Source organism: Thioclava sp. ES.031, from assembly GCF_002563775.1.
Taxonomy (GTDB): Bacteria; Pseudomonadota; Alphaproteobacteria; order Rhodobacterales; family Rhodobacteraceae; genus Thioclava.
Genome location: NZ_PDJO01000001.1, coordinates 389,902 through 401,895 on the forward strand (window position 1 = coordinate 389,902; position 11,994 = coordinate 401,895).

Consider the following 11,994-nt stretch of genomic DNA (forward strand, 5'->3'; position numbering starts at 1 on the left):
ATTTGAGTGTGAGCTTAGGGTAAGGGAGAGCCGAGCGACAAGCGCAGAGGTTGATATGACGAAGAAAATCGCGATTCTGGGCGCATCGGGCTACACCGGCGCCGAACTCGTCCGGCTGATCGCCACCCATCCGAATATGGAAATCGTGGCCCTCTCGGGCGAGCGAAAGGCCGGTATGGCGATGGGCGACGTGTTCCCGCATCTGCGCCATCTGGGCCTCCCCGATCTGGTGAAGATCGAAGAGATCGACTTCTCGAATGTCGATCTGGCCTTCTGCGCGCTGCCGCATGCGACCTCGCAGGCGGTCATCAAGGAGCTGCCGCGCGATCTGAAGATCGTGGACCTCTCGGCCGATTTCCGGCTGCGCGATCCGGCGGATTACGAGAAATGGTATGGCAAGCCCCATGCCGCGGTCGAACTGCAGAAAGAGGCGGTCTACGGGCTGACCGAGTTCTACCGCGATGCGATTCGCGACGCGCGGCTGGTTGCGGGCACGGGCTGTAACGCCGCCGCGGGCCAATTCGCGATCCGCCCGCTGATCGAGGCCGGGGTGATCGACCTCGACGATATCATCCTCGATCTGAAGAACGGTGTGTCGGGCGCGGGCCGCTCGCTGAAGGAAAACCTGCTCCATGCGGAGCTGTCGGGCGGTGTCGCCCCCTATTCGCAAGGCGGCAAGCATCGCCACCTTGGTGAATTCGATCAGGAATTCAGTGCCTTGGCGGGCCGCCCCGTGATGGTGCAATTCACCCCGCATCTGGCGCCCTTCAACCGCGGCATCCTCGCCTCCGCCTATGTGAAAGGCGAGCCCGAGGCCGTCTACAAGGCGCTGGCCGACCGCTACGCGGAAGAAACTTTCATCGAAATGCTACCTTTCGGCGCAGTTCCGTCCACCAGGTCTGTAACTGGCTCCAATTATGCCCATATTGGTGTATCAGGAGATAGGATCCCCGGGCGCGCGCTCGTGGTCGTGGCTATCGACAACCTCTGCAAGGGGTCGTCGGGACAAGCGATCCAGAACGCGAACCTCATGCTCGGGCTGGAGGAAAGCGAAGGGCTGATGCTCGCCCCCGTCTTCCCTTGATCCGCGTCAATGGCAAGGCCGGCGCGGTAAGGTAGACGAAGCGGCATCTCAGGAGGCGAAGAGATGAAGAGTCTGAAGAAGAAACGTCGTATCCAGGTGCTCAGCGTTGCTGCGCTGGCCTTGGTGATCGCGACCGTCACGATCGGCTATTCGATGCGCGGCGGCATCAACTTCTTCCGTGCGCCTTCGCAGCTTGCCACCGAACCGCCGCAGCCCGGCGAGGTGTTCCGCCTCGGCGGGCTGGTCGAGAAAGGCTCGCTCAAGCGCGGTCAGGGCGAGGTCATCGAATTCAAGGTCACCGATGGCGGCGCGACCGTCCCGGTAAAATTCGCGGGCGTCCTGCCGGACCTCTTCAAAGAGGGTCAGGGCATGATCGGCACGGGCAAGATGGAAGGCGACACGTTCGTGGCCTCTGAAATCCTCGCCAAGCATGATGAGAATTACATGCCCAAGGAAGTCGCGGACGCGCTGAAGGAACAGGGCGTCTACGAGGGCCCGTCCTCCTGATCGCGACCCCGGCGAACGCTCTCTTCTAGCCCTCTTAATCGCACGGCCCGAGCCTGCCTGACGTTGTCATCAACGGAGGCAGGCCATGAAATCGGTCACTCAGATCGCGGCGGAGATCGTCGCGCGCGAAGGCGGTTATGTCGATGATCCGGACGATCCGGGCGGTGCGACCAAACATGGCGTCACGCTCGGAACCCTGCGCCGGTTGGGGCGCGATCTGACCGGCGATGGCCGGGTGGACGAGATGGATGTCCGTTCGCTCGACCCCGCGCAGGCCGCCGAGATTTTCATCGAGCATTACTACAAGAGCCCGCGCATCGACCGGTTGCCGCCTTCGGTGCAGGCCTCGGTCTTCGACATGTATGTGAATGCAGGCGGCAATGCGGTCGTCATCCTGCAACGCCTGCTGGGCGATATGGGCCAGCGCGTCGTGGTGGACGGGATCATCGGCCCGCAGACCATCGCCGCCGCCGAGCTCGCCGATGCGGCCGCGCCCGGCTATTTCGCCGATGCCTACGGGATCGCGCGGCGTAACTACTACTACCGGATCGCCGATGCCCGGCCTGCCAGCCGCAAATACGCAACGACGCGCGCGGGCAGGAAGGGCGGCTGGATCCGCCGCGCCGAGGAGTTCATCTCGCCGCGCTTTCACCTCACCGAGGGCGAGCATCGCAAGCGGGTGGCGAAATGGGCATGATCGAGAAACTGCTCGGCGGTGCGGGGGCGGTGAAGGCGGCAGGCGAGGCCGCCAGTTCGGTGGCGGAGGTCTTCGTGCCCAATGCCACAAAGGAGCTCGCGGCCGCGCAGGCCACCTATCTCGCAGCGCTTCAGGAACACGGGGCGGAGTTCGAATACATCCGCCCCGGCCGCTTCGACCGGATCGTGAACGGTCTCAACCGCCTGCCGCGCCCGGTGCTCGCTTTCGGGATCGTGGGACTCTTCGTCTATGCGATGCTCGACCCGGTCGGCTTCGCGCAGCGGATGGTCGGGCTGAGCTACGTGCCCGAGCCGCTTTGGTGGCTTCTGGGCGCGGTGGTCAGCTTCTATTTCGGTGCGCGCGAGGCGCATTATTTCCGGATGAAGAAGGTGCCGGCTGTGCCTCCCGCAGCGCTCGCCACCACTTCGTCAGAGGAAAACGCCGCGCTCTCGGCTTGGCGGGCGGGCGAGAAACCGGCCGGGTAGGGGGGCGCTGCCCCCGCTCCCTGCGGGAACTCCCCCGGGATATTTGAGGCAGTTGGAAGAGGGCAGGTTCTTGCTTCCAATTGCCGGAAATATCCCGGGGTGAATTCGCGAAAGCGAAGAGGGGCGGAGCCCCTGATGCGCCTCAGTCGCGGGTGCCTGCGAAGCGTTCCTGCCACTCTTCGCGCTCGTCATCCGTGATCTTGCGGAAGAGCACCTCGGGCGTGGTGAAGGCGTGGCCTGCGGGCAGCGCTTCGAGCGCCGTTTTCACATCGCCCGGCCAGTCGCGATCCTCGTCGCCCATCGCCTCGAGCATGATCTTCGCCGCATCGGGAATGAAGGGCGCGGAGAGCACCGCGTAGATCGGGATCAGGTTCAGCGCGAGCCGTGCGATGGCCGCTGCCTGATCGGGATCGGTCTTGAACACCGACCACGGTGCCGACGCCTGCAGGTATTCGTTGCCCGCGACCCAGATCCCGCGCAGCTCCATCGCCGCCTTGCGGATATCCTTCTCTTCCATATGCGTCTCGTAGGCGCGGATGCGGGTGGTCAGATCCTCGATCAGGGCCGCTTCCTGCTCGCCCCAGCTGCCGCCTTCCGGGATCGCCTCGCCGAATTTCGAGCGGGTGAACTTGGTGATCCGGCTGACGAAGTTGCCCAGAACATCGGCGAGGTCCTTGTTCGCCGAGACCTGGAAATTCTCCCAGGTGAATTCGGCATCCGCGCTTTCGGGCGCGTGGGACAGAAGCCACCAGCGCCAGTAATCGGCGGGCAGAAGCTCCAGCGCCTGATCCATGAAGACGCCACGGCCGCGCGAGGTCGAGAACTGGCCGCCATCGTAGTTCAGGTAGTTGAACGATTTGATGTAATCGACGAGCTTCCACGGCTCGCCCGAGCCAAGGATCGTCGCGGGGAAGCTCAGCGTGTGGAAGGGTACGTTATCCTTGCCCATGAACTGGGTGTAGGTCACGTCGTCGGCGCCCTTGTCGGTGCGCCACCAGCGTTCCCAGTCGCCGCCCGTCTTCTCGGTCCACTCCTCGGTCGCGGCGATATATTCGATTGGCGCGTCGAACCAGACATAGAAGACTTTGCCTTCCATGCCCGACCACGGCGCACCCTCGAATTGCGCGGGCACGCCCCAGCTGAGATCGCGGGTGATGCCGCGGTCCTGTAGCCCGTCGCCGTCATGGAGCCATTTCTTCGCGATCGAGGTGGTCAGCACCGGCCAGTCGGACTTGCTGTCGATCCACGCATCGAGCTGATCCTTCATCGCCGACTGGCGCAGGAACAGGTGCTTGGTCTCGCGCATCTCCAGATCGGTCGAACCCGAGATCGTCGAATGCGGGTTGATCAGGTCGACCGGGTCGAGCTGCTTGGTGCAGTTGTCGCATTGATCGCCGCGCGCGCTCTCGAAGCCGCAATTGGGGCAGGTGCCCTCGATATAGCGGTCGGGCAGGAAGCGCCCGTCGGCCTTGGAATACATCTGGGTTTCCGAGACTTCGCGGATCAGCCCGGCCTCGGCCAGCTTCACCGCGAAATGCTGCGTCAGGCGATGGTTCTGCGAGCTGGACGAGCGCCCGAAGTGATCGAAGCTGAGGCGGAAGCCTTCCGCGATCTTGGCCTGCACCTCGTGCATCTCCGCGCAATATTCGGCGACCGGCTTGCCTGCTTTCGCGGCGGCCAGTTCGGCGGGGGTGCCGTGCTCGTCGGTGGCGCAGATGAACATCACCTCGTTGCCCCGCGCGCGCTGGTAGCGGGCGAAGAGATCAGCCGGCAGCTGCGAGCCCACGAGATTGCCGAGGTGCTTGATGCCGTTGATATAGGGAATAGCCGAGGTAATAAGATGGCGCGCCATGTAGGACCCTCTTGCTGTGGAGCGTTTGAGCGCGGGTTTACTAGGGAATCATGGGAAGGGCTAGGGGGGAGCGCCGAGACGCACCGCTTGCGGCTTCAGGGCCAGTCGAGCGTGTGGATCTTGCCGATTGCGTCCTCGGTTTAGCGCCATGTCTCGGTGCTGGCTTGAGTGTAGGCGACGAGGGCAGAGAGGGTTCTGCATGCCGAAGACTTGCTTTTGCGCAGGTGGCGTCGATAGTCGGGGCGAGACGGAGTGAGCGTAGGGGGCAAGCGGTGCTGATACATGCCGGAGACGATCGGAGCGTTTCGATCGACCTCGCGCTGGCGATCTGGCTGGCGCTGGTCGCGGGGGCGGTGAACGCGGCCGGGTTCCGGGCGCTTGGCTATTTCTCGGCCAACATGACCGGGAATGTCTCGACCGCCACGGACCTGCTCGCGCTGGGGCGGTTCGGCACGGCGATCTGGTTTCTGCTTCTGTTGCTGGCCTTCGTCTTCGGGGCCTTTGCGTCTGGCGTGCTGATCGACGTGGGGCAGCGTCGGCGGCTGCACGGGATCTACGCGCTGTCGATCCTGCTGGAAGCCGCGTTGCTGATCGTGCTGACGATCCTGGACATGGTCTGGGCCGCGGCGATGAGCGAGCACCTGATGATGATCGGGCTCAGCTTCCTGATGGGGCTGCAGAACGCGGCGAGCACGAAAATCTCGGACGGGCGGGTGCGCACGAGCCATGTGTCCGGCATCGCGACCGATCTGGGGCTGGAGCTTGCGGCGCTTTTGCCGGGCGCGCGCGATGCGGAAACCAGGCAGGTGCTGCGATCGCGGCTCCTGCTGCATGTCGCGACGCTGTGTTCCTTCTTCGCGGGCGGTATCGCAGGCGTGCTGGGATATGAGCGCATCGGCCCGATGGTCTTCGCGCTGGCTGCGGCGCTGCTGATCGTCATCGCCGTGCCGGAACTGCGCAAGGTCTATCGCGGGGGGCGGTGAGGCTTCGATAGAGAGGCGTCGGGGCGCGCATGAAAAAGGGCGCCCGCGAGGCGCCCTTTTCCGTAACAGTCATGCAGCTCAGGCTTAGAAGCCGAGGCCGGCATATTTGTTCTTGAACTTCGACACGCGACCACCGGTGTCCATGAGGCGCGACGAACCGCCGTTCCACGCCGGGTGCGAGGTCGGGTCGATGTCGAGGGTGAGGGTGTCGCCCTCGGAGCCCCAGGTCGAGCGGGTCTGATACTCGGTCCCGTCGGTCATCTTGACGGTGATCGTGTGGTAGTCGGGATGGGTTTCGGCTTTCATCGTCCCGCTCCTTATTTCGCAGCTTTGGGCTTGTAGTGGGTGTCTTCGGCGATACGAGCCGACTTACCGCGACGGGCGCGCAGGTAGTACAGCTTGGCGCGACGCACGCGGCCACGGCGGACCACTTCGATCGAGTCGATGTTGGTCGAATAGAGCGGGAACACACGCTCCACGCCTTCGCCGAAGGAGATCTTGCGCACGGTGAACGAAGCCGCCAGCGTGTCGCCGCCCTTGCGCGAGATGCAGACGCCTTCATAGGCCTGCACGCGCGAACGGGTGCCTTCGGTCACTTTGTAGCCGACGCGAATGGTGTCACCGGCTTTGAAATCCGGGATGGTCTTGTTGAGCTCGGCGATTTGTTCCGCCTCGAGCTGTGCGATCAGGTTCATCGCAACGTCCTTTCACATGCTCACGGTTTGTCCCGTGAAGGTTTCGCCGCCTCAGAGCTCCGCGTCTTCATCGGGTCCGGTCGCCTTTTCAGGGTCGCGCCCGCGGGAGATTTCAGGTCGTCTTTCGCTTTTTGCGCCCTTCGCCGGTGCCGTGTCGCGGACCGAAGAAGGCTCCGCCGGGCAACAGCAAAAGGGTCCGAGGGCCGATTCCGGCTCCGGACCCGCGCGTATTACGGGGAAATGGGTAACGGATCAAGGGGGAAGTGGGGGTGGCGAGGTTCGCTATGCGGACGAGGCGAACATCTGGTATCATTCGAGAACCTGAGGTTCGACGGACCTAGGCGCCTGCGAAAATCTGATTGGAAAGCAAACAGAAGCCGGGAAGAGCATACAGTGCAACCAAAAGGACTTATCTTGCTTGTATGCGTGCTACCAATCGCAGCGGTCGGTTGTACGCCATCCCTGAACTCTGGCCCTGTAATAATAGGCTCGACAGCCACCGGTGATCTAATGACGCCAGAGGCGGCGGAGTTGAAATGTCAGGAAATCGGGAAAAAATCTACACTTCGGATTACACAAAGCCGGACCGATAATGTCTGTATTTAGGTCTAGATTCCAAGTGTTGAGCCAAGGGGCGCGAAGCTTCTAGATGCACCTTGGGCTTCAACTGGCCCTCACTCCCCACGCTTCTTCCACAAATCCGGCCGCCGTTCCTGCGTGAGCTTTTCGCTCATCTCGCGGCGCCAGTCTTCGATCTTCTTGTGGTTCCCCGAGGTCAGCACTTCGGGGGTCGAACGGCCTTCCCATTCGGCGGGGCGGGTGTATTGGGGATGCTCCAGCAGCCCGCTGGAATGGCTTTCCTCGACCGCGCTCTCGGCATTGCCGAGCACGCCCGGAAGAAGCCGCACGGTGGCGTCGATCAGCACTTGGGCGGCCACTTCGCCCCCCGTCAGGACGAAATCGCCGATCGAGACTTCCTCGACGCCGAAATGTTCCAGCACACGCTCGTCCACGCCTTCGAACCGCCCGCAAAGAAGCGTCATGCCATCGGCCTCGGCAAAGCGGCGCGCCATCTCCTGCGTCAGGGGCTTGCCGCGCGGCGAGAGATAGACGACCGGCCAGCGCGCGCGGTCATCCGGCGTGCCGTGGGCGGCCTGCTTGAGCGCCTCGCCCACCACATCGGCGCGCAGCACCATGCCCGCGCCGCCACCGGCGGGGGTGTCGTCGACGTTGCGGTGCTTGCCGATGCCGAAGGGGCGCAGGTCGATCGTCTCCAGCGCCCAGAGGCCCAGATCGCGGGCGCGGCCCAGAAGGCTCAGGCCCAGCGTGCCGGGGAAGGCTTCGGGGAAGAGCGTGACGATCTTCGCGGTCCACGCGCCTTTCAGTCGCGGCGGCTCGTCCATCAGCGAACTGGGCTTGCGCGTCGGCGAGATCGTCAGGCGGCCATGCGACTTGGTCGCGAGCTTGGGTTTGTCGTCACTCATCGGATTTCGCCTCTGCCTCTTCGCGCCATGCTGCCCGCAATATGGCGCGCTTTTTCTCTTTTGTAGCCTCGCGCGGCAACCCTTCCGCGTTGATTGCGGCGAGTTGGTCGGCCAGCGCCGCCCGGTCCACCCTCCGCGGGCGTGCATTGGCCGTGATCCCGAGGCCCAGCGACGCGCGCACCTCGGGGGGGACGCCCATGAGATCGAGGAGCGGCGTCAGCGGGCCGTGGGGATTGTCGCGGGCTTCGTCGAGCATCACCCATGTCACCGGGGCGGGGTCCACAGTGCTCACGATCGCACGCAGAACGGGGGCGAGGTCGAAGCCCGACAGTCGTTTGCGGAAGCTGTCGAGCGTGTCCGTCAACATGCCGCTGCGCACATGCTGCCAATGCAGGCTCTCGATCCACGCGGTCTTTTCGCGCGTCGTCAGAAACAGCTGCAACTCCAGCGCGTCTTCGTATTTCGCGCGGAATACCTCGGCCAGCGCGCCCATCAGGGCGGGCGTCGCGGAATAGTCCAGCACGCCATCGCGGCCCGGCATATGGCCTGCGAGCCCTTCGATCGAGATCACGGCCTGCGTGCTGTCTTCGGGAAGGGCATCGGCCCAATTGGCGAGCGCGGCTTGATAGAGCCCCAACTCGAACGGATCGCGCGTCAGCGAATAGGCTCGGGCGGCGGCGGCTGCGTCGGGAATATCCTCGCGCAGCGCGATCACCCAATCTGGCAGATGGGCGCTGGCTTCGCGCAGTCCGGTCTGGATCGTGGAGGTGCCGGTCTTGTGAAAGCCCGGATGGACGATCACGCGCATCCGATTACAGATCCTCGGGCGGGTCGGCGACGATGCGCTGCGCGGCGAGGTCCACGGTCGGCACGATGGCCTTGGTGAAGGGCAGCAGTAGCGCCTGTTTGCGCCCGGGCGCGTAGATTTCGAGAATGTCGCCCGCGCCGTGATTGTGGACCGCGCGCACGGTGCCGATCTTGGCGCCGCCGGTATCGACCACCGTCAGCCCGATCAGGTCGGCATGGTAGAATTCGTCGTCAGGAAGAGAGGGCAGCTTGTCGCGGTCGGCCCAGAGGGTCACCCCGCGTAGCGCATCAGCCTCTTCCTTCGTGGCCACGCCCGACAGTCGCGCGCCAAGCCCGTTTTTCAGGCCCCGCGTCAGCGTCACGTCGAACTGGCGCGCGCCGTCTTCGGTATAAAGCGGGGCGTAGCCCACGATATCCTCGGGTTCGGCGCAGAAACTCTTGAGGCGCACTTCGCCCTGCACGCCGAAAGCTCCGGCAATGGCACCCACGCAGACGCGTTCGGGTTGGGTCATGATGCGGTCCTCTGTGCTAGATCGGATGGGGCAGGGGCCGGGCACCTATCGCGCCCGGCCCGCCAGCCATCCATAGCTGCCGATTATTCTTCGGCGGGTGCTTCTTCAGCGGCGTTCGCCTCGGCGGCCTTGGCGGCACGCTGCTCGGCGCGCTCCTGGGCTTTCTTGCCCGGAACGGCTTTCTTCATGTTGGCGCGGGTCGGCTTGCTGCGCTCGCCAGCGGCTTCGAGGAAGCGCGCGATGCGGTCGGTCGGCTGCGCGCCCTGGTCGAGCCAGTACTTCACGCGCTCGATGTTCATCTTCACGCGGTCTTCGCTGTCTTTCGGCAGCAGCGGGTTGTAGGTGCCCAGCTTCTCGAGGAAGCGGCCGTCACGCGGCATGCGCGAGTCGGTAGCGACGATCGAATAGAACGGACGCTTCTTGGAACCCCCACGAGCGAGGCGGATTTTCATAGCCATGTCAGTTGTCTCCTTTGGATGGCTGGTGATGGGCCGGATGGCCCGTCATTTCTGGAATTTCTCGTGATGCCGGATCACTTCCGAAATCACGAAATTGAGGAACTTCTTCGCGAATTCCGGGTCGAGCCCGGAATCGCTCGCCAGCTTTTCGAGCCGGGCGATCTGCTTGGCCTCCCGATCGGGATCGGAGGGCGGAAGGTCGTGCTCTGCCTTCAGCTTGCCGACGGCCTGCGTCTGGGCAAAGCGTTCGGCCAGCGTGTAGATCATCACCGCATCGAGCCGGTCGATGCTGTCGCGATGCTCTTTCAGCAACTCAGCGGCACGGGTGGTTGCATCGCTCATGCGGCGGCCTCCTTCGGTGCGGGGTGGCGCCAGACGACGATCGGCGGCTCCCCGGGATAGGCGGCCTGCGGGTCGGGGCGCGCGCCCAGACGCTCGGCCAACGCGGTCGAACGGGTGTTGTTCGGGTCGATGTAGCTGACCGCGGTGGACCAGTTCAGATCCCGGAACGCATGCGCGATCACCGCGCGTGCAGCCTCGGCCACGTAGCCCTTGCCCTCGGCGTCTTCCGACCAGACCGACCACGCGATCTCGGCCTCGGGCCAGCTCTCGGGCATCCAGGGACCGAGCGCCCCGAACCCCTGATCCGAGCCGCGCTCGGTCATCACGAACATGCCCCAGCCGCGCAGCACCCAATGGCCGGTGATCGCCGCGAAGCTGCGCCAGGCGGCTTCCGGGGTCGGCTCTTTCACCGGGCGGAACCAGTGGCTGCGCTCGGACATGTAGAAGTCGCGCCATGCCGCCCAATCCGCAGCCTTCGGGGCGCGGAGCACGAGACGCTCGGTCTCGAGAACAGGGGTGGGAGACAGCGCGACGGTCATCGGGTCACTTCTTCTTGCCGAAGCCCGACAGGCCCGGCGGCAGCGCACCGCCCAGACCGGGCATGCCGCCCTTGGGCAGCTTGCCGCCCATCGCCTTGGCGGCGGCTTCGACCTCGGCGGGATCCATGTTGGCCAGATCCGGCGCGCCGCCGCCCTTGCCGCCCATCATCTTCATCGCCTGTTTCATCATGCCGCCCTTGCCCATCTTAGAGAGCTTCTTCATCGAGTCGGACATCTGACGGTGCATTTTCAGCAGCTTGTTGAGGTCGGAGACCTCGAGACCTGCGCCCGCCGCGATGCGCTTCTTGCGGCTCGCCTGAAGGATCTGCGGGTTGGCGCGCTCTTTCTTGGTCATCGAGTTGATGAGCGCGATCTGGTGGGTGATCGTCTTGTCGTTCAGGCCCGCATCTTCGGCCTGCTTGGCGTATTTCGACATGCCCGGCATCATTCCCATGACGCCCTGCATCCCGCCCATTTTGATCATCTGATCGAGCTGGTTCTTCATGTCGTTCATGTTGAACAGGCCCTTCTGGAAGCGCTTGGCCATGCGCTCCGCCTGTTCCTGTTCCAGCGTTTCCTGCGCGCGCTCCACGAGGGCGACGATGTCGCCCATACCGAGGATGCGGCCCGCGATACGCTCGGCCTCGAAGGTCTCGAGCGCGTCCATCTTCTCGCCCAGACCCACGAAGCGGATCGGCTTGCCGGTGACCGCGCGCATCGAGAGCGCCGCACCGCCGCGACCGTCGCCGTCCATCCGGGTCAGCACGACGCCCGAGACGCCGACCTTCTCGTCGAACTCGGTCGCGACGTTGACCGCGTCCTGGCCGGTCAGGCCATCGACGACGAGGAGCGTCTCACGCGGGTTCGCGACGTCGCGCACCGCCTGAACCTCGTCCATCAGCACTTCGTCGATATGCAGACGGCCCGCGGTGTCGAGCATGTAGACGTCATAGCCGCCGAGCGTCGCCTGCTGCTTCGCGCGCTTGGCGATCTGCACGGCGCTCTCGCCCTTCACGATCGGCAGCGTGTCGACGCCGATCTGGGTGCCGAGAATCTGCAGCTGCTCCATTGCCGCCGGGCGGTTGGTGTCGAGCGAGGCCATCAGCACGCGCTTGCCTTCGCGGTCCTTGAGGCGCTTGGCGAGCTTGGCGGTGGTGGTGGTCTTACCCGAGCCCTGCAGGCCGACCATCAGGATCGGCGCGGGCGGGTTGTCGATCTTCAGTGCATCGGCGGCCTCTTCGCCCGCGAGCATCTTGATCAGCTCGTCATGGACGATCTTTACGACCTGCTGGCCCGGCGTGACCGATTTGGTGACCGCGGCGCCGGTGGCCTTGCCCTCGACAGATTTGATGAACTGGCGGGCGACCGGCAGCGAAACGTCGGCTTCGAGAAGCGCGACGCGCACTTCGCGCATGGCCGTTTTCACGTCATCGGCGGAAAGCGCACCTTGTTTGGTCAGCCGGTCGAAGACGCCACCTAGGCGCTCTGATAGACTTTCGAACATGGGCCACCCTCCTGTGATTGGGGCCGGGACAAACGACAAGCGCAC

General features: G+C 64.4%; 15 protein-coding genes. 5 read left to right on the forward strand and 10 right to left on the reverse strand.

The features are described 5' to 3' along the window. Window positions 1–55: 55 nt before the first annotated feature. The 4 genes from argC (at window position 56) to AXZ77_RS01975 (ending at window position 2,773) form a co-directional block, all read left to right on the forward strand. The gene (argC, locus tag AXZ77_RS01960; RefSeq protein WP_098409821.1) at window positions 56–1,084 is read left to right on the forward strand and encodes an N-acetyl-gamma-glutamyl-phosphate reductase; all 1,029 of its coding nucleotides are present in this window, start codon (window positions 56–58) and stop codon (window positions 1,082–1,084) included. Between the two features lie 63 nt (window positions 1,085–1,147). Beyond that, on the forward strand, window positions 1,148–1,591 hold the full coding sequence (gene ccmE / locus AXZ77_RS01965; protein ID WP_098409822.1) for a cytochrome c maturation protein CcmE: 444 nt from the start codon (window positions 1,148–1,150) through the stop codon (window positions 1,589–1,591). Between the two features lie 85 nt (window positions 1,592–1,676). Beyond that, on the forward strand, window positions 1,677–2,288 hold the full coding sequence (locus tag AXZ77_RS01970) for a holin-associated N-acetylmuramidase (protein ID WP_098409823.1): 612 nt from the start codon (window positions 1,677–1,679) through the stop codon (window positions 2,286–2,288). Beyond that, a complete protein-coding gene (locus AXZ77_RS01975; protein ID WP_369679764.1) occupies window positions 2,285–2,773 on the forward strand; it encodes a holin family protein in 489 nt (162 codons plus the stop codon). The genes AXZ77_RS01970 and AXZ77_RS01975 overlap by 4 nt, the downstream gene beginning before the upstream one ends. A gap of 142 nt (window positions 2,774–2,915) precedes the next feature. On the opposite strand, the gene metG is transcribed toward AXZ77_RS01975, so the two are convergent. Further along, window positions 2,916–4,625 carry a methionine--tRNA ligase gene (metG, locus tag AXZ77_RS01980; protein ID WP_098409825.1) on the reverse strand — a complete coding sequence of 570 codons (1,710 nt, stop codon included), beginning with the start codon at window positions 4,623–4,625 and terminating at the stop codon, window positions 2,916–2,918. 272 nt (window positions 4,626–4,897) lie between these two features. Here metG and AXZ77_RS01985 point away from each other — a divergent pair, with 272 nt between their 5' ends. After that, on the forward strand, window positions 4,898–5,608 hold the full coding sequence (locus AXZ77_RS01985; protein ID WP_098409826.1) for a YoaK family protein: 711 nt from the start codon (window positions 4,898–4,900) through the stop codon (window positions 5,606–5,608). An 84-nt stretch (window positions 5,609–5,692) separates the two neighbouring features. Here the strand turns inward: AXZ77_RS01985 and rpmE are convergent, their stop codons facing one another. From rpmE to ffh, 9 genes are all read right to left on the reverse strand, one after another. Next, window positions 5,693–5,914 carry a 50S ribosomal protein L31 gene (gene rpmE / locus AXZ77_RS01990; RefSeq protein ID WP_078522037.1) on the reverse strand — a complete coding sequence of 74 codons (222 nt, stop codon included), beginning with the start codon at window positions 5,912–5,914 and terminating at the stop codon, window positions 5,693–5,695. Between the two features lie 11 nt (window positions 5,915–5,925). Beyond that, window positions 5,926–6,303 (reverse strand): 50S ribosomal protein L19, encoded by a 378-nt coding sequence (gene rplS, locus AXZ77_RS01995; RefSeq protein ID WP_075775806.1) that lies wholly within the window; start codon window positions 6,301–6,303, stop codon window positions 5,926–5,928. 674 nt (window positions 6,304–6,977) lie between these two features. Next, complete coding sequence (trmD, locus tag AXZ77_RS02000) at window positions 6,978–7,787, reverse strand: tRNA (guanosine(37)-N1)-methyltransferase TrmD (protein ID WP_098409827.1); 810 nt, start codon at window positions 7,785–7,787, stop codon at window positions 6,978–6,980. Then, the gene (locus tag AXZ77_RS02005) at window positions 7,780–8,595 is read right to left on the reverse strand and encodes a hypothetical protein (protein WP_098409828.1); all 816 of its coding nucleotides are present in this window, start codon (window positions 8,593–8,595) and stop codon (window positions 7,780–7,782) included. The genes trmD and AXZ77_RS02005 overlap by 8 nt, the downstream gene beginning before the upstream one ends. A gap of 4 nt (window positions 8,596–8,599) precedes the next feature. Further along, the gene (rimM, locus tag AXZ77_RS02010; protein WP_098409829.1) at window positions 8,600–9,106 is read right to left on the reverse strand and encodes a ribosome maturation factor RimM; all 507 of its coding nucleotides are present in this window, start codon (window positions 9,104–9,106) and stop codon (window positions 8,600–8,602) included. 83 nt (window positions 9,107–9,189) lie between these two features. Next, entirely contained in the window at window positions 9,190–9,564 is a 375-nt protein-coding gene (gene rpsP, locus AXZ77_RS02015; RefSeq protein WP_078540310.1) for a 30S ribosomal protein S16, read from the reverse strand. 45 nt (window positions 9,565–9,609) lie between these two features. Then, complete coding sequence (locus AXZ77_RS02020; protein ID WP_078522032.1) at window positions 9,610–9,906, reverse strand: chorismate mutase; 297 nt, start codon at window positions 9,904–9,906, stop codon at window positions 9,610–9,612. Next, window positions 9,903–10,445, reverse strand: a complete 543-nt coding sequence (locus AXZ77_RS02025) for a GNAT family N-acetyltransferase (RefSeq protein ID WP_098409830.1) — start codon at window positions 10,443–10,445, stop codon at window positions 9,903–9,905. Before AXZ77_RS02025 ends, AXZ77_RS02020 begins: the two co-directional genes overlap by 4 nt. Window positions 10,446–10,449: 4 nt before the next feature. Continuing rightward, window positions 10,450–11,949, reverse strand: a complete 1,500-nt coding sequence (ffh, locus tag AXZ77_RS02030; protein WP_098409831.1) for a signal recognition particle protein — start codon at window positions 11,947–11,949, stop codon at window positions 10,450–10,452. Between the last annotated feature and the right edge of the window lie 45 nt (window positions 11,950–11,994).